Source organism: Amycolatopsis sp. NPDC001319 (assembly GCF_042896185.1).
In the GTDB taxonomy this organism is placed as follows: Bacteria; Actinomycetota; Actinomycetes; order Mycobacteriales; family Pseudonocardiaceae; genus Amycolatopsis.
Map to the genome: position 1 here is coordinate 170865 of NZ_JBIAWY010000007.1, position 25994 is coordinate 196858.

27 protein-coding genes are annotated in these 25994 nt (G+C 69.9%); 11 read left to right on the forward strand and 16 right to left on the reverse strand.

Annotation, left to right across the window (positions count from 1 at the left end):
• Positions 1-51: 51 nt before the first annotated feature.
• From ACFY1H_RS27180 to moaA, 3 genes are all read right to left on the reverse strand, one after another.
• Positions 52-699: a transglycosylase family protein gene (locus ACFY1H_RS27180; RefSeq protein WP_386950855.1), complete on the reverse strand. Its 648-nt coding sequence runs from the start codon at positions 697-699 to the stop codon at positions 52-54.
• Between the two features lie 668 nt (positions 700-1367).
• Entirely contained in the window at positions 1368-1619 is a 252-nt protein-coding gene (locus tag ACFY1H_RS27185; protein WP_386950858.1) for a MoaD/ThiS family protein, read from the reverse strand.
• A gap of 25 nt (positions 1620-1644) precedes the next feature.
• Positions 1645-2718 carry a GTP 3',8-cyclase MoaA gene (gene moaA / locus ACFY1H_RS27190; RefSeq protein ID WP_366582496.1) on the reverse strand — a complete coding sequence of 358 codons (1074 nt, stop codon included), beginning with the start codon at positions 2716-2718 and terminating at the stop codon, positions 1645-1647.
• A 449-nt stretch (positions 2719-3167) separates the two neighbouring features.
• Between moaA and ACFY1H_RS27195 the strand changes: the two genes are divergently transcribed.
• The 6 genes from ACFY1H_RS27195 to ACFY1H_RS27220 all read left to right on the forward strand — a co-directional run bounded on the left by ACFY1H_RS27195 (position 3168) and on the right by ACFY1H_RS27220 (position 8006).
• The gene (locus tag ACFY1H_RS27195; RefSeq protein WP_220244619.1) at positions 3168-3572 is read left to right on the forward strand and encodes a molybdopterin-binding protein; all 405 of its coding nucleotides are present in this window, start codon (positions 3168-3170) and stop codon (positions 3570-3572) included.
• On the forward strand, positions 3569-4375 hold the full coding sequence (modA, locus tag ACFY1H_RS27200) for a molybdate ABC transporter substrate-binding protein (RefSeq protein WP_386950861.1): 807 nt from the start codon (positions 3569-3571) through the stop codon (positions 4373-4375). Before ACFY1H_RS27195 ends, modA begins: the two co-directional genes overlap by 4 nt.
• 76 nt (positions 4376-4451) lie before the next feature.
• Positions 4452-5198, forward strand: a complete 747-nt coding sequence (locus tag ACFY1H_RS27205) for an ABC transporter permease (protein WP_386950864.1) — start codon at positions 4452-4454, stop codon at positions 5196-5198.
• Positions 5195-6271, forward strand: a complete 1077-nt coding sequence (locus ACFY1H_RS27210) for an ABC transporter ATP-binding protein (protein ID WP_366582498.1) — start codon at positions 5195-5197, stop codon at positions 6269-6271. The genes ACFY1H_RS27205 and ACFY1H_RS27210 overlap by 4 nt, the downstream gene beginning before the upstream one ends.
• A gap of 108 nt (positions 6272-6379) precedes the next feature.
• Positions 6380-7174 carry an HAD-IIA family hydrolase gene (locus ACFY1H_RS27215; RefSeq protein WP_366582499.1) on the forward strand — a complete coding sequence of 265 codons (795 nt, stop codon included), beginning with the start codon at positions 6380-6382 and terminating at the stop codon, positions 7172-7174.
• A gap of 37 nt (positions 7175-7211) precedes the next feature.
• Positions 7212-8006 (forward strand): metallophosphoesterase family protein, encoded by a 795-nt coding sequence (locus tag ACFY1H_RS27220; RefSeq protein WP_366582500.1) that lies wholly within the window; start codon positions 7212-7214, stop codon positions 8004-8006.
• On the opposite strand, the gene ACFY1H_RS27225 is transcribed toward ACFY1H_RS27220, so the two are convergent.
• The 6 genes from ACFY1H_RS27225 to ACFY1H_RS27250 form a co-directional block, all read right to left on the reverse strand.
• The gene (locus tag ACFY1H_RS27225; protein ID WP_364049602.1) at positions 8003-8377 is read right to left on the reverse strand and encodes a YccF domain-containing protein; all 375 of its coding nucleotides are present in this window, start codon (positions 8375-8377) and stop codon (positions 8003-8005) included. The genes ACFY1H_RS27220 and ACFY1H_RS27225 overlap by 4 nt on opposite strands.
• Positions 8377-9138, reverse strand: coding sequence for a PhzF family phenazine biosynthesis protein (locus ACFY1H_RS27230; RefSeq protein ID WP_386950869.1), 762 nt, complete (start codon positions 9136-9138; stop codon positions 8377-8379). The genes ACFY1H_RS27225 and ACFY1H_RS27230 overlap by 1 nt, the downstream gene beginning before the upstream one ends.
• 544 nt (positions 9139-9682) lie before the next feature.
• Positions 9683-11146, reverse strand: coding sequence for a hypothetical protein (locus ACFY1H_RS27235; protein WP_386950873.1), 1464 nt, complete (start codon positions 11144-11146; stop codon positions 9683-9685).
• Positions 11146-11625, reverse strand: coding sequence for a hypothetical protein (locus ACFY1H_RS27240; protein WP_386950876.1), 480 nt, complete (start codon positions 11623-11625; stop codon positions 11146-11148). Before ACFY1H_RS27240 ends, ACFY1H_RS27235 begins: the two co-directional genes overlap by 1 nt.
• Positions 11626-11720: 95 nt before the next feature.
• A complete protein-coding gene (locus ACFY1H_RS27245; protein ID WP_386950878.1) occupies positions 11721-12275 on the reverse strand; it encodes a hypothetical protein in 555 nt (184 codons plus the stop codon).
• An 89-nt stretch (positions 12276-12364) separates the two neighbouring features.
• Positions 12365-13135: an ESX secretion-associated protein EspG gene (locus ACFY1H_RS27250; protein ID WP_386950881.1), complete on the reverse strand. Its 771-nt coding sequence runs from the start codon at positions 13133-13135 to the stop codon at positions 12365-12367.
• 133 nt (positions 13136-13268) lie between these two features.
• Between ACFY1H_RS27250 and ACFY1H_RS27255 the strand changes: the two genes are divergently transcribed.
• A complete protein-coding gene (locus tag ACFY1H_RS27255) occupies positions 13269-14927 on the forward strand; it encodes an AMP-binding protein (protein ID WP_366582511.1) in 1659 nt (552 codons plus the stop codon).
• 64 nt (positions 14928-14991) lie between these two features.
• Positions 14992-16113 carry a hypothetical protein gene (locus ACFY1H_RS27260; RefSeq protein WP_386950884.1) on the forward strand — a complete coding sequence of 374 codons (1122 nt, stop codon included), beginning with the start codon at positions 14992-14994 and terminating at the stop codon, positions 16111-16113.
• Positions 16114-16252: 139 nt separating this feature from the next.
• Here ACFY1H_RS27260 and ACFY1H_RS27265 read toward each other — a convergent pair whose 3' ends face one another.
• The 3 genes from ACFY1H_RS27265 to ACFY1H_RS27275 form a co-directional block, all read right to left on the reverse strand.
• The gene (locus ACFY1H_RS27265) at positions 16253-16420 is read right to left on the reverse strand and encodes a hypothetical protein (protein ID WP_366582513.1); all 168 of its coding nucleotides are present in this window, start codon (positions 16418-16420) and stop codon (positions 16253-16255) included.
• A gap of 445 nt (positions 16421-16865) precedes the next feature.
• Entirely contained in the window at positions 16866-17834 is a 969-nt protein-coding gene (locus ACFY1H_RS27270; RefSeq protein ID WP_366582514.1) for a R2-like ligand-binding oxidase, read from the reverse strand.
• Positions 17835-17850: 16 nt separating this feature from the next.
• A complete protein-coding gene (locus ACFY1H_RS27275; protein ID WP_386950887.1) occupies positions 17851-18465 on the reverse strand; it encodes a TetR/AcrR family transcriptional regulator in 615 nt (204 codons plus the stop codon).
• A gap of 102 nt (positions 18466-18567) precedes the next feature.
• On the opposite strand from ACFY1H_RS27275, the gene ACFY1H_RS27280 reads away from it, so the two are divergent.
• Positions 18568-19173 (forward strand): HAD family hydrolase, encoded by a 606-nt coding sequence (locus ACFY1H_RS27280; RefSeq protein ID WP_386950890.1) that lies wholly within the window; start codon positions 18568-18570, stop codon positions 19171-19173.
• A gap of 3 nt (positions 19174-19176) precedes the next feature.
• On the opposite strand, the gene ACFY1H_RS27285 is transcribed toward ACFY1H_RS27280, so the two are convergent.
• Positions 19177-19407 (reverse strand): hypothetical protein, encoded by a 231-nt coding sequence (locus ACFY1H_RS27285; protein WP_285972115.1) that lies wholly within the window; start codon positions 19405-19407, stop codon positions 19177-19179.
• Positions 19408-19538: 131 nt separating this feature from the next.
• Between ACFY1H_RS27285 and ACFY1H_RS27290 the strand changes: the two genes are divergently transcribed.
• Positions 19539-19925 (forward strand): cold-shock protein, encoded by a 387-nt coding sequence (locus tag ACFY1H_RS27290; RefSeq protein WP_366582547.1) that lies wholly within the window; start codon positions 19539-19541, stop codon positions 19923-19925.
• A 60-nt stretch (positions 19926-19985) separates the two neighbouring features.
• On the opposite strand, the gene ACFY1H_RS27295 is transcribed toward ACFY1H_RS27290, so the two are convergent.
• From ACFY1H_RS27295 to ACFY1H_RS27305, 3 genes are read right to left on the reverse strand one after another with little or no spacing between them, the layout of a single operon-like run.
• Positions 19986-20462, reverse strand: a complete 477-nt coding sequence (locus tag ACFY1H_RS27295; protein ID WP_366582517.1) for a DUF2771 family protein — start codon at positions 20460-20462, stop codon at positions 19986-19988.
• 10 nt (positions 20463-20472) lie between these two features.
• Positions 20473-22464, reverse strand: a complete 1992-nt coding sequence (locus ACFY1H_RS27300; RefSeq protein ID WP_366582518.1) for an MFS transporter — start codon at positions 22462-22464, stop codon at positions 20473-20475.
• A 38-nt stretch (positions 22465-22502) separates the two neighbouring features.
• Positions 22503-23300 carry a glutaminyl-peptide cyclotransferase gene (locus tag ACFY1H_RS27305; RefSeq protein WP_366582519.1) on the reverse strand — a complete coding sequence of 266 codons (798 nt, stop codon included), beginning with the start codon at positions 23298-23300 and terminating at the stop codon, positions 22503-22505.
• A 51-nt stretch (positions 23301-23351) separates the two neighbouring features.
• On the opposite strand from ACFY1H_RS27305, the gene ACFY1H_RS27310 reads away from it, so the two are divergent.
• Positions 23352-25970, forward strand: coding sequence for a DUF3027 domain-containing protein (locus tag ACFY1H_RS27310; RefSeq protein WP_386950895.1), 2619 nt, complete (start codon positions 23352-23354; stop codon positions 25968-25970).
• Positions 25971-25994 lie beyond the last annotated feature (24 nt).

A 25994-nucleotide genomic window follows, 5' to 3' on the forward strand; every position in this document is an offset into this window, starting at 1 on the left:
CGAACGCTGCGCCCTGAAGGGACTTTCACGACCTCACGAGGAGGTCAGGAGTCACTTGGTGGCGATCTTCTGACCGACCAGGATCAGGTCGGGGTTCGGGATGTAGGCCTTGTTCAGGGCCTGCAGCTTCTGGAAGCCACCCTGAACGTTGAGCTGCTTGGCGATCTTCGACAGGCTGTCGCCGGACACGACGGTGTAGTCACCGTTCGGGTTCGAGCTCGGCACGCTGGTGACCGGGGTGCCGGCGACCTTCTTGGGGGCGCTCGTGCTCTTCTTCGAGGTCGACTTCTTGGCGGTCGACTTCGAGGTCGACTTGGTCGACTTCGTCGACTTGTGCGCCGCGGTCGAGCCGCCGGCACCCTTGCCGTAGCAGTTCGGCCACGCGCCGCCGCCCTGGCCCGCGAGAACGCGCTCGGCCACGGCGATCTGCTGCTCACGGGAAGCGTTCGCCGCGCTGCCGGTGCCGCCGTAGGCCTTCCAGGTGCTCTGCGTGAACTGCAGGCCGCCGTAGTAGCCGTTGCCGGTGTTGGTGTTCCAGTTGCCGCTGCTTTCGCACTGCGCGACAGCGTCCCAGTTGGTCGCCGACGCGGGGGTCGCGGCGATCGCGATGGGCGCGCCGACCGCGATCCCCGCGACAGCGACGCGGGCGATGGTGCGGGTGGCGGCGGACATCTTGCGGTGCTTGCCTCGGTAAGACATGAGAACACTTCTCGGTTTTCCTGCGCCTACGAGCCCGAAGGCTGAGGGCCGGGTTGGGAACCCGTCCGCCCGTTGCCGGGCGGCAGACGCGGACAGCGCACGACGCGCGGTCTTCGTCCCCTCGTCCCTGTCCGGAAATGCTTTCGCTCGGGGTATGGGTCCGGGGATCCGCTGGACAGGGCTAGGCGCTACGGATTCCCGGTCTTGCTCGGTCGGTCGGGGCCAACCGAAAAGCGACGGTACGTAACGAGAGCCGTGATCGGAAATTATTCGGCATGTGACCTACGTCACAGTAACAGCAAGCAACCTCTCACGATCGGCATGTTTTCGCAGGTCAGAGGGCCGTTATCTGCCCGTTTTCTGCCTGAGATATTTCACGGATCGTGAGGCTTGGATCACGTCGATAAGGCGTCAACGGTCCATTCGTGCGGCCATTGAGTCGGGCACCTTAAACCACTCAGTGCGAAGTCCGCCAGTGCACGCCGAGTGGTTCTGTAGGAGTCCTGGAATACGCCGTGAGCGAACTACTCCGGAGAGTAGGTATTGACAAGAATGGCCGCTCACGGCGCCTTGAGCGCCACTCGGGTTGGTCCGGACCAACTGGCCGGACAGGCGGGTTCGGGGGTCCAGTGAGCCCCTGAGCCGGGTCTGCCGGGGTCTCGCGAGGGTCAGCCGCCGGCGAAGGGCGGGAGCACGTCGAGTTGCGCTCCGTCACTGAGGGCGCGATTCTGATTACGGACGGCAACCTCGTTCAGCAGGAAGCTCGCCGCGTCGAGAATGCGCGGCAGCGGTCCCGGATGCAGCTCGCGCACCAGGTGAACGGCGTCCGCGACGGTCGAGCCCTCGGGAAGCTTCAGCTTCTCCTCTTCCACTCCCGCCGCCGCGCGGGCGGAGGCGAAGTAGCGGACCAGCACGGTCATCGGTTCGAGGGACTGGGGTGACATCTCATCCGCCGATCGCACTCATGGGCCGGATCGGCTGCGCGAACCCGGCTTCGTTGATCTCGTGGCCCGCGAGCTTGCCCCACATCGTGGCCCGCCACGCGTCCGCCACCTCTTCATCACGCGCGCCCGCGCGCACGAGGGCGCGCAGGTCGGTCTCGTCGTTGGAGAAGAGACAGGAGCGCACCGCGCCGTCGGCCGTGAGCCGGGTGCGCTCGCACGCGGCGCAGAACGGCCTGGTCACGGACGCGATCACGCCCACGTCGCCGGGCCCGCCGTCGACCAGCCACCGCTCGGCCGGCGCGCCGCCGCGGGCGGCCGGGAACGGCGACAGCGAGAACTCCTCGCCCAGCACCCGCAGGATCTCCTCGGCCGTGATCATCTCGCCGCGGTCCCAGCCGTGCTGCGCGTCGAGCGGCATCTGCTCGATGAACCGCAGGTGGTAGCCCTCGTCGAGGCAGAACCGCAGCAGCGGCACGGCCTCGTGTTCGTTGAGCCCGCGCATCAGCACGGAGTTGACCTTCACTGGCGCCAGCCCCGCGTCGCGCGCGGCCGCGAGGCCCGCCAGCACGTGGGAGAGCCGGTCGCGGCGGGTGATCTGCTCGAACAGGGCGCGGTCCACGGTGTCGAGCGACACGTTGATCCGGTCGAGGCCGGCCTCGACGAGGCCCTTCGCCCGTTTCGCGAGCCCGATCCCGTTGGTGGTCATGGAAACCCGCGGGCGCGGCTGCAGCGCCGTGACGCGCGCCACGATGTCCTCGAGACCCCGCCGCAGCAGTGGCTCACCACCGGTCAGGCGGATGTCGGTGACACCCAGCATCTCGACGGCGATGCGCATGAGCCGCACCAGCTCGTCGTCGCTGAGCACCTGCTCGCCGGGCATCCAGTCGAGGCCTTCGGCGGGCATGCAGTAAGTGCAGCGCAGGTTGCAGCGGTCCGTGAGCGAGACCCTCAGATCCGTGGCCACGCGGCCGAACTGGTCGAGCAAGCCCGGATGGTCGGGGCGGGGTGCCGAGGGCACGCCGGACGAACCTCGTGTACCGGGGACGCGAGGAAACCCGAGATGTACTGCCGTCATTACTCACAGCTTAACTCGTGAAGGTCGGAAAAGCCGCCTCGTCCTTATCCGGGACGCGCCGGGGAACGGACTTCCGGCGGCGTGTCGTGACCTGCCCGTGACGGCCCGCACACGGGAGCCGGCGGACGGCTCGCGCGCCGGCTGCGCGAGGACTGTCCGGAATCGACCGCGCCGCCTCCGACCTCGCGGGACACCGGGCAGAACTCCTGGTGGTGACGTGGATTACGCGGCCGCCGCGACTGTCCACACCGGCTGTGACGCGGGTCATCCACCCGCCCCGCCGACGGTGAGTGTCCACGGCCTCGGACGGCTCCCGGGGCCCTCCTGGCGGGCCCGGTGAAAACTTCGAGCGTTATCAGAACGCAATAATCGAAGAGTTGCACAACGAAGTGCTCGACAATTCACGTTTCACATGGCTTTTCCTCAACTGCGGCGATAATCTTCCGGCCATGCCGCAATTTCGGTTGTCCGAGGCCGCCCGGCTCCTCGGCGTCAGTGACGACACCGTCCGGCGCTGGGTCCGCGGTGGTCAGTTGACCGCGACCGACGACGCCGCCGGTCGCAAGGTCGTCGACGGTGCCCAGCTGGCGGGGTTCGCCCGCGCGCAGGCCGCCGGTCCCGAGGACCCGTCGGCAGTCGGCCGCTCCGCCCGCAACCGCTTCGTGGGACTCGTCACCGAGGTCACCGCCGACAAGGTGATGGCCCAGGTCGAGCTGCAGTGCGGGGCGCACCGAGTGGTGTCACTGATGAGTTCAGAAGCCGTCCGCGAGCTCGGGTTGCGCCCGGGTGTGCTCGCGGTGGCCGTTGTCAAGGCGACCACCGTCGTGGTGGAGACCCCGGAAGGAAACAGATGAAGAAGCTCGCCATCGCCGTAGCGGCGGTCGCGTTGTTCGCCGGAGCTTGCAGCTCGAACGACCAGGCCAGCACCAGCCCGAACTCGGGCGGCCCGGCGGTGCCCTCGCCCGCCGGTTCGAGCGCGACGGGCACGCTGACGGTGTTCGCCGCCGCGTCGCTCACCGAGTCGTTCAACGAGCTCGGCAAGGAGTTCGAGGCCGCGCACCCGGGTGTCACCGTCAAGTTCGACTACGAGGGTTCGTCGGCGCTCGTGCAGAAACTGGACAACGGGGCCAAGGCCGACGTGTTCGCCTCCGCCGACCAGGCCAACATGGAAAAGGCCGTGCAGGGCGGCGTGATCGACGGTCAGCCGACGGTGTTCGCCACCAACAAGCTGGCGATCGCCGTGGCCAAGGGCAACCCCAAGGGCATCAAGACCTTCTCCGACCTGACCAAGGCGGGCCTGACCGTCGTCGTGTGCGCGCAGCAGGTGCCGTGCGGCTCGGCGACGAAGAAGGTCGAGGACAACACCCACGTCACGCTGAAGCCGGCGAGCGAGGAGACCGACGTCAAGCAGGTGCTGGCGAAGGTGCAGTCGGGTGACGCCGACGCGGGCCTGGTCTACGTCACCGACGCGACCTCGGCCGCGGACAAGGTCGACAAGGTGGACTTCCCGGAGTCTTCCGGCGCGATCAACAGCTACCCGATCGCTGTCGTGAAGGACGCTCCGCAGGCCGCTCTGGCCAAGGAGTTCAACGACTTCGTGCTCGGTGCGCAGGGCAAGGCCGAGCTGACCAAGATCGGGTTTGGCCCGGCTCAGTAAGGGGCAGCGCGGTGCGGCGGCCGGGCAACGGCCGCCGCACTCGCGGGTTCCCCTTGTTCTCTGGATCCCCGCCGTCGTGGCGCTCGCGCTCGTGGTGCTGCCCGTCATCGGGCTGCTCGTGCGCTCGGACGTCACGCGGTTCCCGTCCCTGCTGATCACCGGGTCGTCGCTGGCCGCGTTGAAGCTGTCGTTGATCACGGCCGCGCTGTCCACGGTGGCGTGCGTGATCCTCGGCGTGCCGCTGGCCGTGGTGCTGGCCCGCTCGCGGGTGCCCGGGGTGCGCGTGCTGCGCTCGATCGTGCTGCTGCCGCTGGTGCTGCCGCCCGTGGTCGGCGGCCTGGCCCTGCTGTACCTGCTGGGGCGCAAGGGTTTTCTCGGCATCCTGGTCAACGCGCTGACCGGGCAGCAGATCCCGTTCACGACCGCGGCCGTGGTGATCGCGCAGACGTTCGTGGCCATGCCGTTCCTGGTCGTGAGCCTCGAAGGCGCGCTGCGCGGCTCCGGCGACCGCTACGAGCAGGTGGCCGCCACACTCGGCGCACGGCCGTGGACGGTATTCCGCCGCGTGACGCTGCCGTTGCTGCTGCCGGCGCTCGGCTCCGGCGTGGTGCTCAGCTTCGCCCGCGCGCTGGGGGAGTTCGGTGCGACGATCACGTTCGCCGGCAGTCTCGAAGGCGTCACGAGGACGCTGCCGCTGGAGGTCTACACGCAGGCCGAAGTGGACGTCGACAGCGCGGTGGCGCTCGCGTTGCTGCTGATCGTGGTGGCGATCGTGGTCATCGCGGTGGCGCGGCCGCGATCGTTCGAAGGTGGTTTCCGGTGACGCTCTCGGCGCGGATCGCGCTCTCGCGCGGCACGTTCTCCCTCGACGTCGAGTTCACGGTCCCCGAGGGAACGGTGCTGGCGCTGCTCGGGCCGAACGGCTCGGGAAAGTCCACTGTGCTCGGTGGCCTGGCCGGGCTCGTGCCCGTGACGTCGGCCGACATCACGTTGTCCGGCCGCGTGCTGGCGGGGGACAAGGTGGACCTGCCGCCCCACGCGCGGGGGGTCGGGTTGCTGTCGCAGGACGCGCTGCTGTTCCCGCATCTGTCCGCTTTGGACAATGTCGCGTTCGCGCCGCGCTCGGCCGGCGCGGGGAAGGCGAAGTCGCGGGAAGCGGCGGAGAAGTGGCTGGCGGAGGTGGACGCGTCGGCGTTCGCGCGCCGCCGGCCCGGCCAGCTCTCGGGCGGCCAGCAGCAGCGGGTGGCGATCGCGCGGGCGCTGGCTTCGGCGCCGTCGCTGCTGCTGCTCGACGAACCGTTCGCCGCTCTCGACGTGGACGCCGCACCCGCGATCCGCGGCCTGCTGCGGCGGGTGCTGCGCGCCGGCCCGACGACGGTGCTGGTCACGCACGACCCGCTCGACGCGCTCGCGCTGGCCGACCACGTTGCCGTGATGTCGGGCGGCCGGATCGTCGAACGCGGGCCGACGCGCGAGGTGCTGGCCGCGCCGCGCACGGCGTTCACCGCCCGGATCGCGGGGCTCAACCTGGTCGCGGGCGTCGCGGAGGCCGAGGGGCTGCGGACGAAGGCGGGTGACCTCGTGTCGGGGCTGCTGTCCGAGGACGCGGTGGTGGGCGAGGCGGCCGTCGCGGTGTTCGAGCCCAGCGCGGTGGCCGTGTACCCGCACGACGGGGAGCACCACGGCAGCCCGCGCAACACCGCCGAGGCCACGGTCGCCGCGCTGGAGCCGCACGGGCCCGTGATCCGGCTGCGCGTGACCGGTGGCGGCTGGGCCGAGGGCCTGACCGCGGACCTCACGCCGGCGGCGGTCGCCGACCTGGAACTGGAGCCGGGTTCGGCCGTGACGCTCTCGGTGAAGGCCGCGACGGTGGCGGTACATCCCGCACACTCCTGACTGCGTTGTGCCCCAACGGAAACCCCCCGTTTCGGGCGCACTGTGCCGGGATGCCGTGGTACGGTGCGCCTGTTTCGATCAAGTACCGCACAACAGAGGACGGCGAGGGTGACAGAAGGCCGCTGGACGTACCTGAGCGACATGGACGGCGTCCTGGTTCGCGAGGAGCACCTCGTGCCGCGCGCGGACGAGTTCCTCGGCGAGCTGCGGGACAACGGCATCGGCTTCCTGGTGCTCACGAACAACTCCATCTACACCCCGCGCGACCTGCGGGCGCGGCTGCTGCGCACCGGGCTCGACGTCCCCGAGGAGTCGATCTGGACGTCCGCGCTGGCCACCGCGCAGTTCCTCGACTCGCAGCGCCCGGGCGGCACAGCGTTCGTGATCGGCGAGGCCGGGCTGACCACGGCGTTGCACGAGGTCGGTTACGTGCTGACCGAGCGCGACCCGGACTACGTGGTGCTGGGCGAGACCCGCACGTACAGCTTCAGCTCCATCACCAACGCGATCCGCCTGATCGAGCGCGGCGCGAAGTTCATCGCCACCAACCCGGACGCGACCGGTCCCAGCATGGAGGGTTCGCTGCCGGCCACGGGGTCCGTCGCGGCGCTGATCGAGCGCGCGACCGGGCGTTCGCCGTACTTCGTGGGCAAGCCGAACCCGCTGATGATGCGCTCGGCGTTGCGGCGGTTGGGCGCGCACTCGGAGTCGACGCTGATGATCGGCGACCGCATGGACACCGACATCCACGCGGGCCTCGAAGCGGGGCTGCAGACGGTGCTCGTGCTGAGCGGGATTTCCACTCCGGAGTCGGCCGAACGCTATCCGTACCGGCCGACGAAGGTGATCGACTCGGTCGCCGACCTGATCGGGCGAACCCTGGACCCGTTCGGCGAAGGCTGACCGGCGTGCGCGCCGGAGCAGGGCCTATCGTCGAACGATGAGCGTGTATGTGGTGGGCGACGTCCACGGGCACCGCGACGCCCTGGCCGACGCTCTGCGCGCCGAGGGACTGGTCGACAGCGACGGCAAGTGGAGCGGCGCCGAAGACCAGCTGTGGTTCCTCGGTGACTTCGTGGACCGCGGTCCCGACGGCGTCGGCGTGATCGACTTCGTGCGTTCACTGCAGGAACAGGCGCCGGAGGCGGGCGGCTCCGTGGAGATGCTGCTGGGCAACCACGAGATCCTGCTCCTGGGGATGTACCACTTCGGCGACCGCCAGGTGCCGTCGGACTTCGGGCCGCGCAGCTTCGCCCGCAGCTGGGAGATCAACGGCGGCCTGCTGTCCGATCAGGACCGCCTGACGCCGGAACACATCGAGTGGCTTTCGGCGCGTCCGCTGGTGGCGCTGGTGGACGACCACCTGCTGATGCACTCGGACACGCTGGAGTACCTCGACTGGGGCTCGGACATCGCCTCGATCAACGCGTCGGTGGGGGAAATCCTGACCGGCAGCGACATCGAGGCGTGGTGGGACGTCTGGCGCCGGATGACCACGCGCTACGCCTTCCGCGGCCCGGCGGGCGAGGAGAACGCCGACGCGTTGATGGAGGCACTGGGCGGTTCGCGGATCGTCCACGGCCACAGCGTGATCGCCGACCAGCTGGGCATTCACCCGGCGCAGATCGAGGGGCCGTACCTGTACGCCGGCGGCAAGGCCCTGGGCATCGACGGCGGCTTGTTCGTGGGCGGCCCGTGCCTCGTGGTGCCGCTGCCGTTCACGCCCGAGTCTTAGGGGGCGTCGACGATCTCCTTGCCCAGCGGCATGAGCGACACGGGGATCAGCTTGAAGTTCGCGATCCCCAACGGGATCCCGATGATCGTGATGCACAGCGCGATGCCGGTGACCACGTGGCCGATCGCCAGCCACAGCCCGGCGAAGATGAACCAGATGATGTTGCCCAGCACCGACCCGACGCCCGCGTCGCGCCGATCGACCACCGTCCGGCCGAACGGCCACAACGCGTAGTTCGCGATCCGGAACGAAGCCAGCCCGAACGGGATGGTGATGATCAGGATGCAGCACACGATGCCCGCGAGGACGTAACCCACGGCCATCCAGAATCCGCAGAGCACGAGCCAGATGATGTTCAGCAGCAGGCGCATCAGACGTGCAGCTCCCCACTCACCACGGTGACCGCCTGCCCACTGATGCGGACGCGGTCGTTGTCGAGTTCTGTTCGGACGACGCCGCCCCGTTGCGAGATCTGGTGTCCTTGCAGCTGTTTCCTGCCCAGCTTGGCAGCCCAGTACGGCGCGAGGGCGCAGTGGGCGGATCCCGTGACGGGGTCCTCGTCCACGCCGACGCCGGGTCCGAAGAACCGGCTCACGAAGTCGGTGTCGCCGCCTTGCGCGGTGATGACCATCCGGCCGGTCCAGGTGTCCTTGAGCCGCACGAGATCCGGCGCGGCCCGGGCGACCAGCTCCGGCGTCTCGAGCTCGACGAACAGGTTCTCCTTGGCCCGCCCGACGTAGAGCGGCTCCAGGTTGTCGTCGGCGAGGATGCGACTGACGTCCTCCCGGGTTTCCCGCGGCTCATCGACGGGAAAGTCCATCTCGATCCAGCCGTCGTCGTGCTTGGTGCACCGCAGCAGGCCGCTGCGGGTCTCGAAGGTCTGCGTCCCCCCGAGCACCTGGGTCGCCGCGATGGTCGCGTGGCCGCACAGCTCCACCTCGGTCGCCGGCGTGAACCACCTGAGCCCCGTGGCCCCGGGCGTTTCCTCGACGAACGCGGTCTCCGAAAGCCCGATCTCGGCCGCCACCCGCTGCATCCACCCAGCCTCCGCGGGCCCCTCCAGCACCACCACCCCGGCCGGATTCCCGGCGAACGCCTCCCCCGTGAACGCATCCACAACGTAGAACCGCATGGGCTTGACGGTACCGGCGTCGGTGGGTGGGGGTGTCAGGGAATTACCCTGGGTTTTGTGGAGTGTCGCTTTGTCGACTTGGTTTGGCTTGGCTGTAGTGGCTCGCGTGAAATCTGGGCCTTTGTGCTGCTGTTCGGCTTGGACTCTGGCTGCTGGCTCTTTCACCCGAGCCCCGGGGCGGCTCGCTCAAGGCTTCGCCTCTGCCTTCGCCCGGAAACGCGTGCTCGATCCCCAGTATGCGGCGCGCTCGACGCGTCGCGTCTGCCTTCGCCTAGAACCGCAACACGACGCCGCCGACCGGATGCCGCCCGCGCAACACGACGCCCCCCGGGCGGCACTGCGCAGCACGGCGCCCTCCCGGTTGGCGCCGCGCACCACGGCGTCCTCCCAGGCGGCACCGCGCGACACGGCGCCACCCACCGGATGGCGCCGGCGCAACGCGCTGCCCCCCGGTTGGCATTGCACAGCACGGCGCGCACTACTGGGTGGCGCCGCGCAACACGGCGCCACCCAGAAGATGGCGCCGCGCTCCGTCAGCCTCTACTCAGCCGCCGATGACCGGGGGCGTGATCTTCTCCCCGTCGGGCCCACGCTCGGGGCGGACCTCGAACACCTCGTCGGGGTCTTCCTGGTTGGGGAGCTTGTTCTTGTGCTCCTTGTCTTCTTCCTTCTTCTTACCGGCCCCCGCGGCGCCGGCAGCTCCGCCCGCACCGGCCTTCCCGGCTTTGCCCGCGTTGGCCGCCGCGGTCGCCCCGCGCTCCAGCCGCTCGCCGGCACCCTTGCCCGACCCGGGGCCTTCGCCCTCGCCGGGCTTCCCCGTCGCTCCACCACCGGACACGCGGCTCCCCGCGAACCCGCCGCCGGGCCTCCCGGTCCCACCGCCAGCCCGCCCGCCGCGCAGCGTCTCCTCGCCAGCACCACCGGCGCCGCCTGGGCCGCCACCACCGAACGCCAACGCATCTGGGGCCAGCCGCCCGAAGCCACCGCCACCAGCGGGTGGCCGGAACCCACCACCCGTATTTCCGGGCCCGCCGAACGACCCAGCGCCGGTGCTGGATCCCGCACCGGGTGGTGTGTACGCGTTGCCGCTGAAGCCTGCGGGCCCACCCGCACCACCAGGAGCTCCTCCGCCGGGGACTCCGCCGCCGGGTGAGCCGAAGTTGCCGCCACCGCTGAGAGCGCCTGAGTGGCCGAGACCGGCACCGGGTCCGGCGCTGCTCGCGTGAGTGCTGTCGTCCCCGCCTCCGATCGGCGGCGGGGGTGCGAACTGGGGCTGGGTCGTGGACGTTTCGTGGTACGTGTTGTCGAGCCCCTGCATCACCTGCACTGCCTGCTGGTGCGCGGCGTCCGCCTGCTGTTGCTTGGCGCCGATGTCTCGCATCGTCTGCGCGGCGGCCGCAGGATTCGCGACACTCAGCTGCTGCGTAGCCTTGGCCATCTCGGCCTGCTGGTCGAACTTGACGGGCTCCGGCATGTTCGTCTGCGCATGCCCGGCCGCCGCGGCCTGCTGCGAATAGCGGTTGGAACTCAGTTGGGCAGCGTTGGCGGTGTTCGCCGCATACGTCGCGGTGTTCTGGAAGAAGTTGTGGGCCTGCGACGCGCCTGCGCCTTGCCACTCGATCTGGCTCGAATTGGCCGCGTCGTTGATCGAGTTGGAGATTTCGGCCAGCCAGTTGCCGAGATCATTGGCGACCCGCCCGCGGGCGTCGAGTTCGCCGGGATCCATGTTCGTGTGGACCATGTCGTACAGCTGCTGATGGTCGTGCGCCGCGTAGTTCGCGCTGGGGGCCGGAGCATCGCCACGAGTCGCCTGGCCCTGCAGGAGCTGCTCACCCTGGGTGACCGAGTAGTTCGACGCCGCCTGGCCGGTACGCTGATCGACCGAGTCGCGAACGTTCTGCTGATCCTCGGCACCGAACCGCCCCGGCGCTGCCTTTTTCGACAGATCGGCGTGAGTCTGGCTGTAGTAGTCGGCTTCGTACTCGCGGGGTTGTGCGCGCTCGCTCATCAGCTTGCCTCACCGGTGCTGCGGAACGTCTCGGCGTGGGTGCTGTCGGCCTCGCGGTAGTTGGCCTTCGCGATCTTCAGCGCGTCCTGGACCTGCAGGATGCTCTGCTTGAGCAGCTCGATGTTAGGAATCAACGAGTTCTCGTCACCGCCTGCGACCTTGACGTTGTATGCGGCGACCTGGTTTGCGTAGTCACTCGAGCCCATCTTGGCGCGAGTGACGAGGTAAGTCAGGTTCAGAGAGACCCTCGAGAATCCGTCGAGGAATTCGTTGCACACCTGGTTGTATGCGTTAAAGCCTTCCTCGTTGACGGCGAACCCGCCCTGCTGGGCGAGCGATTTGAACTGTTTGGCGCTTTCGTTGAGGCGCTTCGCACCATCAGTGTCGAGAGGGTTGACCAAGAGGTCGGGCATGCCGCCTTGCGCCGGATCAGCGCTCGGCGAGACAGGCCCACCATCGAAGTTCGACGTGCTTGCCATCGTTAAATCGCCCTCCCCGGACACGCTACGCGCTCGCTTGCCCACTGTAGTTGGACGCGACCGAGCTGTCAGCGGGTTCCGGACAACCTGTGTGATCAGGTGTTCGCCGGAAGCAGCGGCTCAACGGCCTCCGCCACGCTGCGCGCCTTGGCACAGGCTGTGTCGGTCCCGACCCCGGGGAAGATCGCGACCACGATCGCTCGAGACTTGGGCTTGATCTCGATGCTCACAGCGCAAGCGTCGGGCTGGTGGTTGGTCTGCAGTTCGAGGATGGCACGCCGATGGCCGACGTTGCCCGTCTGTGTCGAAACGGGATTGACGAGGTCTGCGTCATAGCTCTGACCGTCTTGGAGGTTCAGTCCGACTTCTCCGGAGCTGGCCATCTTGGCTTCACACGCGTGCTCTGGATCCGCCAGCGTCGGCGTTGAAGCCGCGAAGCCCTGACCGGCGATCGCCTGGTCCAGAGTCTTGCAAGAGCTCATCCCTGCCAGTGGGGTGGCCGACTGCGGAGGTGTCGCATCGCTCGATCCTGCACCGGCCGACGTCACAGGTGACGGGTTGCCGCCGACGGAGCCGTCGCAGGCGGCCAAGGCGAGGGTGATGGTGGCGAGACAGGCGAGTGAGAAAAGGCCACGAATCGGTCCGGTCACGCCGTGAACACTACGGGTAGACGTGTGGTGCTCGCGAGAAGATGCCTGAATTGGCGGACGGCGAACCCCACGAGGTCCGTGCAACGCACCTACCGGATACCTTCCTCAATCGCCTCGAACAGCCACCTCCGCAGGTGAGACCCATCCGAAGGCACGAACCTCAGCCGGAAACCCCCATCCCGAAGCGGCTCCGAGAAGGTGACATACCGCCCCCCATCCGTATCGACGAACGTGGCCGTCGACACCGGACGCAGCACCCCGTGCCGGGGTCGCAGAGACAGCTCCACCGTGCCATGGCGATGCAGCGGCCACTGAGAGTAAGCACCCAGCGCATCCCGATCACGACGCGACGGCGCCGAAGTGAAATCCCGGTCCGAAAAGTCCGAGTCGTCCGCCGTGGAGGAGGAATGCCGGGCCGGTGCCTGAGTGATCGAAACCGGTGCCACGGGCAGGGCGGGATATGCCGGGAACATGCTCAACACCGTCTCCACCAGCCGATCCGGCCGGGTCTGCTGGAAGCGGATCCCATCCGCATCCGAGGACGAGAACACCCCCAGCCCCTCGCCGATGCAAGCCCGGTAGAGCACCGTCCCCGAAGGCAGCTCGGCGGCGCGCACGATGATCAGTACCTCGGGCCGTGTCCAGGCCTGCAGGGTGGCCAGCACGTCGTGGTCCAGCTTGTCCGAAACAGCCAACCCGCGGGAACGCAGCGCAGCCCAAGCCTCGTCCGACAAGCGCGCGTTTTCGGTCATGGTCAGCCCGGGGCTGCGGATTTCAAAGGGGTGCCACGAAGCCGGCAGGCCGCTGCGGCGGACGGCGACGTCGACTTCGGTCCAGCTCAGGGAGAACTCCTCCGGCACGGCCCAACCCCAACCCCTCGTGAAACGAACCCGCACCGAGCGTAGCGGAAGGCGCGCGCCCGGCCGGGTGGTCGTCGGACCCCCGGGTTCCTAGACTCGCGGGTGTCGACGAAGACCCCACCGGGAGGCAACCATGCCCGACGCGCCCGCCCTGCCGAGTTACGCCTCCGGGACGTCCGACGTCCCCCTGCTGGGTGACACCATCGGGGACAACCTCGACCGCACCGTGGCCGCGTTCCCGGAGCGCGACGCGATGGTGGACCGCGCGGCCGGCACGAAGTGGTCGTACGCCGAGCTCAAGAAGGACGTGGACCAGCTCGCGCACGGGCTCGTCGCCACCGGGATTGGCAAGGGGGACCGCGTCGGCATCTGGTCGCCGAACCGGGCGGAGTGGACGCTGCTGCAGTACGCGACGGCCAAGATCGGCGCCATCCTCGTCAACATCAACCCCGCGTACCGCTCGCACGAGCTCGAGTACGTGCTGAACCAGTCCGGCGTGCGGATGCTCGTCGCGGCGGACAAGTTCAAGACGTCGGACTACGCGGCGATGGTGGAGCAGGTCCGGCCGAACTGCCCCGGGCTCGAGTTCGTGGTGCTGCTGGGCACCGACGCGTGGACCGACCTCATGGCGAAGGGCCAAGGCGGCGACCCGGCGGCCCTCGCCGCACTCCAGAAGAACCTGTCCGCCGACGACCCCATCAACATCCAGTACACCTCCGGCACCACGGGCTTCCCCAAGGGCGCCACGCTGTCGCACCACAACATCCTCAACAACGGCTACTTCGTCGGCGAGCTCTGCAACTACACCGAAGAAGACCGCGTGTGCATCCCCGTGCCCTTCTATCACTGCTTCGGCATGGTGATGGGCAACCTCGCGTGCACCAGCCACGGCGCGTGCATGGTGATCCCGGCGCCGGCGTTCGACCCGCGGGCGACGCTGGAGGCCGTGGAGGCGGAGCGGTGCACGTCGCTGTACGGCGTGCCCACGATGTTCATCGCGGAGCTGAACCACCCGGACTTCGGCGAGTTCGACCTGTCGTCGCTGCGCACCGGGATCATGGCGGGCTCGCCGTGCCCGGTCGAGGTGATGAAGCAGGTGATCGACCGGATGGGCATGACGGAAGTGTCGATCTGCTACGGCATGACGGAAACCTCGCCGGTCTCCACGCAGACGCGCGCGGACGATTCAGTGGAGCGCCGCGTGTCCACGGTCGGCCGCGTCGGGCCGCACCTCGAGTCCAAAGTGGTCGATCCCGAAACGGGCCTGACCGTGCCACGCGGGGTGCCCGGCGAGCTCTGCACGCGCGGCTACTCCGTGATGCTCGGCTACTGGGAACAGCCCGACAAGACGGCCGAGGCCATCGACGCCGCGCGCTGGATGCACACCGGCGACCTCGCCGTGATGGACGAGGCCGGCTACCTCAACATCACCGGCCGCATCAAGGACATGGTCATCCGCGGCGGCGAGAACGTGTACCCGCGCGAGATCGAGGAATTCCTCTACACGCACCCGGACGTCCTCGACGCGCAGGTCATCGGCGTCCCCGACGTCAAGTACGGCGAAGAGCTCATGGCCTGGATCCAGATGCGCGAGGGCGCGCAGCCGCTCACCGCCGAGGCCGTGCGCGAGTTCTCGCAGGGCAAGCTGGCGCACTACAAGATCCCGCGGTACGTCCACATCGTCGACGGGTTCCCGATGACCGTCACGGGCAAGGTGCGCAAGGTCGAGATGCGCGAGCAGTCCGTGACGCTGCTGGGCCTCGAAGACGCCGCTTCGGCCAAACACGCATAGGGCGGGCAACCGGACAACTCGGTCGCGCGTGTTCCCCCTCGGAGACCGACGGAGGGGGAACATCGTGAAGGTCAGTCGAAGAGCGTTCGCCGTGGGGGTCGCGGCGGCGGCGATCACCGTGCTCGCACCAGCGGCCAATGCGGTCGCCGGGCCGATCGAGCTCGCGCCACGGCCGGGTGACACGTACAGCGGGGTCGAGGCGATCAACGACCGCGGCACCGTCGTGGGCGAGTCCTACCCGCGTGACGTGCGGATCCTGTACCACCCCATGAAGTGGTCCGCGACGGGCTCGGTTACTGCCTTGCCGACGCTCGGGGGTGCGCTGGGCCAGGCCGTCGCGATCGACGGGGACGACGTCGTGGTCGGGTGGGCCGAGGACGCGCACGGTGCTCAGCGCGCCGTGCGCTGGGCTGCCGACGGCACGGTCACGCGGCTGGCGGACACCGGCGTGAGCAGCAACGCGAGCGCGATCAGCGACACCGGCCGGATCGTCGGCGCTTCGTACGACGGCGTGATTTCGCACGCGCTGCTGTGGGAACGCGACGGCCGCGTCCGCGAGCTGCCCGGACTGCCCGGCGGCGGCTCGGCGTTCGCGGACAAGATCACGCCCGACGGTCGCACCATCGCCGGCGCCGCGGCCGACGCGGCCGGGCACACCCACCTCGTGCGCTGGGACGAGCGCGGCCGGATCACGGACCTCACGCCCGACGGCGAGTACGGCACCGTCGCCGGGATTTCCCGTGACGGCGCGATTATCGGCTCGAGGACCTTGCCCGGGGGCAGCTCCGTGGCCAAGCGGTGGGACCCCTCGGGCCGCGTCGTGACGCTGGGCGGAACCGCGGCGCCGAGCTCCGGGCAGGCCATGGGGATCAGCGACAACGGCACCGTCGTCGGCCTGGTCGACCCCGACTTCGGCGGCAGCTACGCGACACGGTGGGACCGCGCGGGCCACCCGACCTACCTGCCGAGCGACACCCGCAACGCGACGGCCCACGCCATCAACCGCTCCGGCACGATCGCCGGCCAAGCCGAGGGCGTCGGCGCGAGATGGGCGCCCGACGGCACCCGCACCCGCCTGGACCCCTTGCCAGGCCACACATCCGCGTCGGCGCTGCTGATCAACTCCCGCGGCCTCACCGCGGGCATGTCCTACGGCGACATCTGGCGCGGCGCCATCTGGAGGTGACGCCGGCCGCCGTCCCCGGCCCGATCCGGGGACGGCCTTCGCCCGCGGCTGATTGCGCGCTGACTCTTGCTGCCCAGCCCGCGAGATCCGGCGTGGCCACGCCGCAGTCTTCGTAGCGAGTCGAGCAACTCGCCCTTGGTTACTGGTCGATCAGGTACTGCGGTTTGCACAGCACGCTGAGGGTGTCGGTGACGAGTTCTTGGCCGTCGCGCGTGATGGCGCAGCGGATCGTGCCGACGGCGCCGGGGACCAGGCTGGCCCGGAGCGCCGGACTGCTGTGGCTGCCAGGTTCGGCGTTGACCGTCACAGTCCAGGGCAGCGGGACGTTGTCGGTGCGATGCCCCAGTCGATGGTGCTCGCCTGCCCGCCTCCGAGGCCGGTTCCGGTCGCGGTCGCACGAATGCACCGGGCGGGGCCGCGGCCCCGCTGCGGCGGTGCGGCTGAATCGTCGCGGACCGCCGCGCCGTGACACGAGCTGGACGTGCCGCTTCGCTCGGACGCTGCCGGTGCCGTCATGGATCAAGACCCGTGGCGGCATCGACTACCGGCTTTGCAGGAACGCTGGACTTGGCTGGTGCGCGGCTGAACTGTGCAGCAGCGAGCCAACCGTGCGCGCTCGGAAGTTCGGAAGGTCGAGCCTTTCGCTTGCGCTTGGTCCGAGGCGGTGCGTGGAATGGCCCCGCAGCCGCGGCCGCAGCCGCAGCCGCAGCCGCAGCCGCAGCCGCAGGCCACGGAGCCGTGGCCCTCGCCCGTCAGGAAGCCGCCGCAGCGGCTTCCGCCAAGGCCTTCTCGTCTTCCTCGCCGAAGGTTTCCTCCAGTTGCTCCGGCGAGTAGTCCAGGTCGATCTGTTCCACGGGCGTGCCGCGGGCCGATTCGATGGCGCCCAGGCGGCGTTGGGCGCGGTCGGCCGCGTATTGGAGGAGCTCTTGCGGGTCGTTGTCGAAGGGGACTTCCTCGAACTGGTCCTGGACCCACTGGATCATGTTGAGCGCGTGGGGCAGCAGTTCGCCCATGCGTTGCTGCACGGCGTCCCACAGGGAGTCGTCAGCGGCGACGTGGCGGCGGCAGGTGAAGGTGCCCCACGCCATGTGGCGGCGTTCGTCGTCGCCGATGTGGCGGACGAGGTCCTGCATGCCGGGCAGGATCTGGTTCTGGGTGCAGATGAGCTGCCACGAGTAGTAGCCCGTCAACGCGAGGCTGCCTTCGATCACGTGGTTGTACGTGACGCTCGCGCGGATCTGGTTGAGGGGACTGGGATCGTCCTCCAGGGCGCGCAGCGACTGCGGCAGCTCCTCGTAGAAAAGCTTGCGGTAGTGGGGATTCTCGGCCACGTAGGGGTGCAGGTCGTCGTCGAGGCCGACGGCGTCCATCCAGCGGCGGAAGACCTCGACGTGCTTGGCCTCCTCGAAGCAGAACTGCGTCAGGTACATCTCGTCGCCGAAGCGGCCGGTCGAGGACATCGCGCGCATGAAGGGCTGGATGTCCTCCGTCACGGCCTCCTCGCCGGCGATGAACTGCGCCACGAGGTAGGTCGTCGAGCGGCGCTGCTCCGGCGTCAGGCTTTCCCAGCCCTCGCGTTCGCGGCTGAAGTCGAGATCGGCGGGGTTCCAGAACTTCTTGTTGCCCTTCACGAACAGGCGCAACGGGAACGAGTCCCAGTTGAGCCCACCTTTGCGCAGCGACGAAAACCCGCTGCGCAGCTCGGGAAGCGTGTCCGTCATGTCCGGCCCTTTCGTATCACTCCATTGTGGACGATTCCGTGGACGATTCGGCCAGGAAGCTCTCGATCGCCGGCGCCATGACCGCCACGACGGCGTCGGCCGCCTCGGTGGCGGAGTGCGTCGGCAGCACCAGGTGGCTCAGCGACAGCCGCACCGCGGTTTCCGCAAGCAGGGCGGCGGACTTCTGCGACAGGCCGGGCTCCAGCTCGCGGTACTGCTCGGTCGCGAGGTCGGCGGCGGCCGTGAGGATGGGCTCGCCCTTGGTGGTGAGCAGGGGGAGCAGGTCCTCGCCCGCCTCGGTGCCGAGCGCGGCGGCGACGAGCCGGTTCTCGCGGGCGTGCTCGATCGTGTACACGACGGCGCCGTGGATGCCGGCGATCAGCCCGTCGGCGCTCTCGAAGCGGCGGCGGATGCCGTCGAGGAACTCCGCCGCCGTGCGCAGCGCCACGGCCTGCGTGAGCGCCGCCTTGCTGCCGAACTCGTTGTAGACGGTCTGCCTGCTCACGCCGGCCCGCGCCGCGACGTCGGCCATGCGCAGCGCCTGGTGACCGCGGTCGGGGAGCAGGTCCGCGGCCGCGTCGAGCAGTGCTTCGCGCAGCGATGCCTTGGTGCGCTCGGTGAAGCTCGTCACACCGTCAGCTTGACACAGATCGAGGTTGTGTCAAGAACGTTTACTGACCACGATCGGATGTACACGCCGGTTCTGTCGGTGCTCCCCGCTACCGTGGCGGACGTGGGCATCACCGTGGGCTTCGACCTGGACATGACACTGATCGACCCGCGGCCGGGCATGGTCGCGGCGATGAACGCGCTGGGCGTGGAGTCGGGCCTGCCGCTCGACGGCGAGCACTTCGCCGCCAACCTGGGCCCGCCGCTCGACGACATCCTGCGCGGCTTCGAGGCGCCCGAAGAACGGATTCCGGGCCTCGTGGATCGGTTTCGCTCGCTCTATCCCGGCCTCGTGGTGCCGAGCACGGTCGCGCTGCCCGGCGCGGCCGAAGCGCTGAAGGCCGTGCGCGCGGCGGGCGGGCGCACGCTCGTGGTCACCGGCAAGTACGGGCCCAACGCGCGGCTCCACGTCGAGGCGCTGGGACTGGAGGTCGACGAGCTCGTGGGCGAGCTGTGGTCCACGCAGAAAGCCGTGGCGCTCAAGGAGCACGACGCGCGGGCGTATGTCGGAGATCACCTCGGCGACGTGCGGGGCGCCCGAGCGGCCGGTGCGCTCGCGGTCGGCGTCGCCACCGGGCCGTGCACGAGGGAGGAACTGCTCGCTGAGGGAGCCGACGTGGTGTTCGACTCGCTCACGCAGTTCCCGGAGTGGTTCGCCCGCGCGTTCTGAGGCTCAGCCGTGTTTGCCGGCGCGCGCCTCGCGGACCAGGGCGATCAGGCCGAGCAGCAGGCCCAGCGGCGTCACCACGCCGGCGACCGCGCTGAGCCACACCGGCAGGTTCTCGAGCCCGGCGGCGAACATGATGAACACGGCCAGCACGGCGAGCAGCCCGATGGCGAACAGGCCGATCCCGATCCGCATGAGAATCGGTTTGCCCGCGGTCTGCTTTGCTGCGTTGTCCATGGCGCTGAGGGTATCGGCCGTATCCGCTTCTCCCCAGGGCATGTGGCGAGATACGCTAAGCGGACGCGCGCCCTGGGTACGCCCGGGGCGCGTTCGTCGTGAGCAGCACAGCAGAAGGACTGGTGAGGGAAGTGCCGACCGGCAAGGTCAAGTGGTACGACGCGGAGAAGGGGTTCGGGTTCGTCACGCAGGACGGCGGAGCCGACGTCTACATCCGCAAGGCCGCGCTGCCGCAGGGCGTCGAGGGGCTCAAGGCCGGGCAGCGGCTGGAGTTCGGCGTCGCCGACGGCCGTCGCGGGCCGCAGGCGCTCTCCGTCCGGCTGCTGGACCCGCCGCCGTCGGTCGCCGAAGCGCGCCGGCGCCCCGCCGAGGAGTTGCACGGCCTGATCGAGGACATGATCAAGCTCCTCGAGGTGAAGGTCCAGCCGGACCTGCGCCGCAACCGGTATCCGGATCGCAAGAACACCAAGCAGATCGCCGAGATCATGCGCGCGGTCGCCCGGGACCTCGACCCCTAAACCCGCGTCGAACGCGGAGGTGAAGGGCACCTCGGCGGGTGCCCTTCACTCGTCACGGCTTCAGGCGGGCTGGACCTGCAACGACCACAGGGCCGAGGTGATCGGCTCCGCGTCGTTGGGGTCGCCCGTGCGGCTGATCACGGTGGCCTGCGCGATCTCCACCACCACGATCTGGTCGTCCTTGGTGGGCGGCGTCGCGGTGTAGGCGTAGCGGTCGCCGCTGGTGATGATGTCCTCCTTCAACGGCTGGGGCTGGCCCTTGCCGTTGACGAACTGCACCGTCACCTTCCACGGACCTTCCGCGACCTCCTTCGGCACGGAGATCTGCACGGACTTGCCCGGGCGCAGCTTCAGCGTGCCCGCGGCGCCGGGGTTGGCGGCGCAGATGCCGGTCTTGACGTCGCAGTTGCCGATGGGCCCGACGTTGATCGTGTGCCCATCGCCGTAGAAGGTCACCTCGGCCGGCCCGGGCGCCGAGCAGCCGGCCACGGCGAGACCACCGGCCGCGAGCACGGCCACCAATCGGGAACGTCGCATGGTCCGAAGATTACCGGCGCTCCCGCGGCAGACCCTGCGCGGGGAAGCTGCCGGTCGGTTCGGGCCGCAGTGGCCGGTTTCCGCCCAGCCCCGGCAAGAGCGAGCCGCCGCGCTGCACGAGGTAGGTCTGCGTGAGGCCGACGCCGAGCAGCACCGTGACCACCAGGAACCCGATCCAGTACGTCGGCGGCAGCAGCAGGCCCACGGCGCCGCCGAAGCACCAGGCCAGCTGCAGCACCGTTTCCGAGCGCCCGAACGCGGACGCGCGCGACTGCTCGGGCAGGTCTTCCTGGATCACGGCGTCGAGGCTGATCTTCGCGAGCGCGCTCGCCGTGGAGCCGACGAGGCCGACGACCGCGGCCGTCGCGAGCCCGGGCAGGAGCGTGGCGATGAGCGTCACACCCACGCACGCGGCCACGCACCACACGATCACCTGGTCGGGCGCCCCGAACTGCAGGCGGGAGCCCAGCGCGTTGCCGACGAAGCCACCCGCTCCGGCCGCGGCGCCGATGATGCCCAGCAGGAGCAGCTGCATGAACGGGCTGTGCCCCGTGCCCTCCGTCTGCGCTTTCACCGCGAACGCGGCGAACATCATGAGGAACCCGGTGAGCACACGCACGGATCCGTTGCCCCACAAGGCGACCACGATGTGGCGGCCCATCGGCTGGCGCTGCTTCTTCTGCTTCGGCTCCGGCCGCGCCGAAAGCGACGTGGGCACCTCGCCCTCGGTCACCTCGACCCACGACGGGATCCGCATCGACTGCACGGCCGCGGCCACGCAGATCAACGCGGTGAACCACAGCGCGCCGGCCGAACCGCTGATCGCGTTGACACCGCTGGCCAGCCCGCCGAACACGCCGGCGGCGATGAGGCCGAAGATCGTGAGCCGCGCGTTGGTCTTCGACAGCGTGATCTCCGGCGGCACCACGCGCGGCGTGATGGCGGCCTTGAGCACGGTGAACGACTTCGACAGCACCATCATCCCGAGCGCGGCGGGGTAGAGCAGCCAGTCGTCGAAGTGCAGCGCCATGACCACGGCCATGAGGCCCTGGCCGATCGACGCCACGCACATCGCGAGGCGGCGGCCGCGCTGGATCTTGTCCAGTGCCGGGCCGATCACGGGCGCGACGAGCGCGAACGGCGCGATGGTGATCAGCAGGTACAGCGCCACTTTGCCTTTGCTCTCACCGCTGGTGGCGGCGAAGAAGAGCGTGTTGGCGAGCGCGATGGCCATGGCGGCGTCGCTGGCGTAGTTGAGCATCACCGCGTACATCAGCGACGTGAGGCCCGACTTGTCCGCGCCGTCGGCCTTGGTGGCGCGCTGGAACATGCCGATGGCCTGACCGCTCAGCTGCCGGCTGCGCAACGCGGCGACGCGCGTGACGGTGATCTTCTTCGGCAGCTTCGGGATCGAGCCGGCGCCGGGGACGGCGGTGGTGCGGAGTTCTTCGTCACGGTCGGGGTCGACGCGGGGCTCGCCCGCGTAGCCGCCGGTGTCGTAGTGCTCGTACTCGCCGCTGCCGGGCCGGGCGTTCTCCGGGCGTGGCCGGACGGGTTCGGTGCGGTGGTCCTGCGGCGGGTACGGCCGGGCACCCCGTGGTGGCGGCGGCCGGTGGCCGAGGGGGACGGTGCCGGTGGGGGCCTCGTCGGCCGTCGGGGTGCGGGGCTCGTCGTAGAACGGGCTTCGGGCGCGGGGCTCGCGGCCGTCGGCGGGGATGCGTTCGGGACGGGCGCGAGGCTCGTATCGCTCTTCGTACCGCTGGGGCCGGGCGCGTGGTGGGACGTGCTGGGTCGGAGGCTCCGCCGCGACGCCCCGGGCCGGTGGTTCGACCGGGTGCGCGGCGGGGTCGACGCGGGTGGGCTGCGGCGCGTCGCGCCAGGAGCGGGCCTGGGCGGCGCTGGGCTCCGGCGTCCACTTGCGCTTGGACTTCCGGCCGCGACCCTTGCCCGACCGGCCGGAGAAGGAGCCGTCGGGTTCGGAGTGCGAACCGAAGAGTGCCACGGGTCAATCCTGCCTCATCCGGGTGCCGTTCCGCCCGATCACGTGCCGTTCTGTGTCCCGGAGGTGCCGGCCGGGACGAACTTCACCCGGTACATCGCGGGCCAGAGCTTGCCCGTGACGAGGAATTCGTCGGTGCCGGGGACGGCCGCGATGCCGTTGAGCACGTCTTCGCCCGGGTTGACGGGGGTGCGGAGCTTGCTCGCGTCGATGCGTCCGGTGATGTGTCCGGTATTGGCGTCGATGCGCAGGATGGTGCCGGTTTTCCACACGTTCGCGTACACCGTGTCACCGACGCACTCGAGTTCGTTGAGCTGATCGACGCCGACGTCGACACTCCCGGTGGCCGCAAACGTCTGCGGGTCACGGAACGTGAGTTGCGAGGTGCCGTTGCTCATCACCAGGCGGCCGCTGGGCTGGTGGCACAGGCCCCAGCCCTCGCCGTCGAAGGGCACGCGGCGCAGCTCGGCCAGAGTTTTCGAATCGCGTTCGATGGCGAAGCCGTCCTGCCAGGTCAGCTGCCACAGTTTGGGCCCGAGGATCGTGATGCCCTCGGCGAACAGCGGCGACGGCAGCGCCACGCGCGTGGCCGGCTTCTGCCCGGCGGGGCCGGCGGTGAGCGCGGACTCGCCGGAGAGACCGCGGCTCTCGTACAGCGTCGAGCCGGCGAACTCGAGGCCCTCGGTGAAGGCCGACGTGTCGTGGGGCAGCGTCTGCAGCACCTGCACGGTGAGGTCCTCGGGCGGGGGTTGTGTCGCCTGCGTGCCGGCGCAGCCGCCGAGCAGGGCCACCGCCAGCAGCGGCCAGATCAACGGGGTTCGCGTCGAGGGAGTGCGCACGGGGAACAGCCTGGCACGGGCGGCGCGGATGCGTGCGGCACAATTGGGTCCATGACGTTGCTGTTGACCCTGGACGACGGCTCTATCCAGCGGAAGCTCGCGGACGCGGAAGACTTTGCGCGCGAAGCTGTGCTGGCGGACGCCCCGGCCGAGCAGGTCGGCGAGCACGTCGGCGTGACCTCCGAGGACGCCGTGTCGGCGACCCACCTGTTCGAGGCGTCGGTGCCCGGCTACCGCGGCTGGCGCTGGGCCGTGACGGTCGCCGTCGCCGGCCTGGACGAGCCGGTGACCGTGAGCGAGCTCGCCCTGCTGCCTGGTCCGGAGTCCCTGGTCGCGCCCACGTGGGTCCCCTGGGAGCAGCGCGTGCGCGCCGGCGACCTCGGCGTGGGCGACATCTTCCCCGCCGACAAGGACGACCCGCGCCTCGCGCCGGCCTACCTGCAGTCCGACGACCCGGCCGTCGAAGAGGTCGCCCACGACATCGGCCTGGGCCGCGTCCACGTCCTCTCCCGCTACGGCCGCCAGGACGCCGCCACCCGCTGGCACGGCGGCGAGTTCGGCCCGCGCTCCGACATGGCCCGGAGCGCGCCGGCCACTTGCGGGTCCTGCGGCTTCTTCGTGCCCCTCGCCGGCTCCCTGCGCGGGGCCTTCGGCGTGTGCACCAACGACATCGCACCGGCGGACGGCCACGCCGTCGACGTCGAGTACGGGTGCGGGGCGCACTCCGAGGTGGAGGTGGAGATCACCTCGTCCATCCCGGTGGCGGAACTGGTCTACGACGACTCGTTGATCGACTTCGTGTCGGATGCGGGTTCCGAGGTCTCGGTGTCACCCGCCGATGCTGCCGCTTCTCCGGAGGTGGCTGCGGAGGCTTCGTCGGCTGCCGCCGAAGAGGCTTCGGCTGCGGCGACCGTGGAGCCGGAGGCGGCTGCCGAGGTTGCCGCGTTGGAGGTCGCGCTCGAGGAGACCGCCTCGGCTGGGGTGAGTGAGACTCCGGCGGCCGAGACTCTCTCGACGAACGCCGCTGTGGCTGCTTCTTCGGACACTGCCGCCGCCGCTCCGCAGTCCGAGGCGACCGCCCCTGCCGAGCCGATCGCCGAGGTTGCGGCCGACTCGACCGCAGCCGCCGAGCCGATCGCCACTACCGAGCCGATCGCCACCACGGCCGACTCGACCGCAGGCGCCGAGCCGACTGCGGTCACCTCGGCGCCGCACACAGCTGCCGACACTGCGGCCGCGACTGCGGAGGCCGAGGCGATCGCCTCGACCGAGACGGCAGCGGCGACCTCGGCTCCGGGCACGGCTCCCGCCGCCGAGGCGACGGGGTTGACCCCGGCTGCCTCGCCTGGGGTGGAGACTGCTGAGTCTGTGGTGGATGAAGCGACTGCCGATTCGGCTGCTGAAGTCGCGACCTCGCAGGCAGCTCCCGCCGCCGAGTCGCTCGCGGAGGCGGCTGTCGACTCGATCGCCGAGCCCACCGTGGTCACCCCGGCGCCGGATGCAGCTGCGGACACCGCGGCTGTGACTGCGGAGCCCGAGGCGACTGCCTCGACCTCGGCTCCCGCCGCCGCGCCGACTGCCGAGCCTTTGGCGAACTCGGTCGAATCGGACCTGGTTGCGCCGGATGCAGGCGCCGACACCGCGACTGCGACCTCGCAGCCCGAGGCGACTGCCTCTGCCGAGCCGGTTGCGGCGACTGCGGCCCCGGAGGCGGCCACCGCCGACGATGCGGCGGCCCCGGCCGCTCAGCCTGACGTTGAGGCTGCTGCTGAATCGGCGGTGGAAGCGGCGCCTGCCGATTCGGTCGCTGAAGTTGCGGCGCCTCAAGCGGAACAGGCGACTGAGCCGGCCGCTACCCCGGCGGCAGATGCACTCGCCGATTCCACGGCTGTGACCTCGGAGTCCGAGGCCGCTACCCCCGCCAAGCCGGCTAGTGCTGGCTGGGAAGCGGTGGGGCTGTGGGCGGATCACCCTGCGGAGCAGGGTTCGGAACCGGTCGGTGAGGTTCAGGCCGGTACTTCTGAGGAAGCCGCCATCGAGCCGACCGCGCAGGCTGGCGCGGGCGCGGAAACCGCTGCGGTCGCCGACAGCACCGCGCCCGAGGCACAGGTGGTTTCCGCTGGCGACAAGATCGCTGAGAGCGCGGGGCCGGAAGCGACCACGGTCGAGGAATCGGCTGCGGAGTCGTTCGACGAGGCTGCCGGCGATTCTGCCGAAGCCGCGACCGAAGCCGCGAATGCGGCTGGCGCCGCTGAAACGCGCCAAGTTGCCGAAGCGACCGTACTGAGCCAGGTCGTTGAAGCCGGCCTGGCCAGTGACACCGGCGCGGGACCCGAATCGCGCGAGGCCGCCGGAGCCACCGACGCGACCGGACCCGCGAACACGGCCGACGTCGCCGAAGGGAGCGCAGACGCCAACGCCGGCGAAGCGGGCCAGGGCACCGAAGCCGCCGCTGTGGCCGAAACAGGCGAAGCGACCCAGGTGACTGCGGCGCTCGAGGGCGCTGGGGCCGGAGCTGCCGAAGGCACTCAGGGTGTTGCTGAAGCGCGTCAGGTTGCCGAAGCGGGCGAAGTCGCCCACGTCGGCGAAGCGGGCGAAGCCGACCACGCCACCGAAGTGGAGACCGGCGAGGGGCAGCGCGGCGCTGAGAGTGGTGACGGCCCCCGGTGAGTGAGGGCGTGGGGGCGGATCCGT

Bases quoted from the DNA above. Each gene is read 5' to 3' on its own strand.
- ACFY1H_RS27180 (WP_386950855.1), bottom strand. From the start codon at position 699: ATGTCTTACCGAGGCAAGCACCGCAAGATGTCCGCCGCCACCCGCACC.
- ACFY1H_RS27185 (WP_386950858.1), bottom strand. From the start codon at position 1,619: ATGACCGTGCTGGTCCGCTACTTCGCCTCCGCCCGCGCGGCGGCGGGA.
- moaA (WP_366582496.1), bottom strand. From the start codon at position 2,718: ATGACGGCAGTACATCTCGGGTTTCCTCGCGTCCCCGGTACACGAGGT.
- ACFY1H_RS27195 (WP_220244619.1), top strand. From the start codon at position 3,168: ATGCCGCAATTTCGGTTGTCCGAGGCCGCCCGGCTCCTCGGCGTCAGT.
- modA (WP_386950861.1), top strand. From the start codon at position 3,569: ATGAAGAAGCTCGCCATCGCCGTAGCGGCGGTCGCGTTGTTCGCCGGA.
- ACFY1H_RS27220 (WP_366582500.1), top strand. From the start codon at position 7,212: ATGAGCGTGTATGTGGTGGGCGACGTCCACGGGCACCGCGACGCCCTG.
- ACFY1H_RS27225 (WP_364049602.1), bottom strand. From the start codon at position 8,377: ATGCGCCTGCTGCTGAACATCATCTGGCTCGTGCTCTGCGGATTCTGG.
- ACFY1H_RS27230 (WP_386950869.1), bottom strand. From the start codon at position 9,138: ATGCGGTTCTACGTTGTGGATGCGTTCACGGGGGAGGCGTTCGCCGGG.
- ACFY1H_RS27235 (WP_386950873.1), bottom strand. From the start codon at position 11,146: ATGAGCGAGCGCGCACAACCCCGCGAGTACGAAGCCGACTACTACAGC.
- ACFY1H_RS27240 (WP_386950876.1), bottom strand. From the start codon at position 11,625: ATGGCAAGCACGTCGAACTTCGATGGTGGGCCTGTCTCGCCGAGCGCT.
- ACFY1H_RS27255 (WP_366582511.1), top strand. From the start codon at position 13,269: ATGCCCGACGCGCCCGCCCTGCCGAGTTACGCCTCCGGGACGTCCGAC.
- ACFY1H_RS27270 (WP_366582514.1), bottom strand. From the start codon at position 17,834: ATGACGGACACGCTTCCCGAGCTGCGCAGCGGGTTTTCGTCGCTGCGC.
- ACFY1H_RS27285 (WP_285972115.1), bottom strand. From the start codon at position 19,407: ATGGACAACGCAGCAAAGCAGACCGCGGGCAAACCGATTCTCATGCGG.
- ACFY1H_RS27295 (WP_366582517.1), bottom strand. From the start codon at position 20,462: ATGCGACGTTCCCGATTGGTGGCCGTGCTCGCGGCCGGTGGTCTCGCC.
- ACFY1H_RS27310 (WP_386950895.1), top strand. From the start codon at position 23,352: ATGACGTTGCTGTTGACCCTGGACGACGGCTCTATCCAGCGGAAGCTC.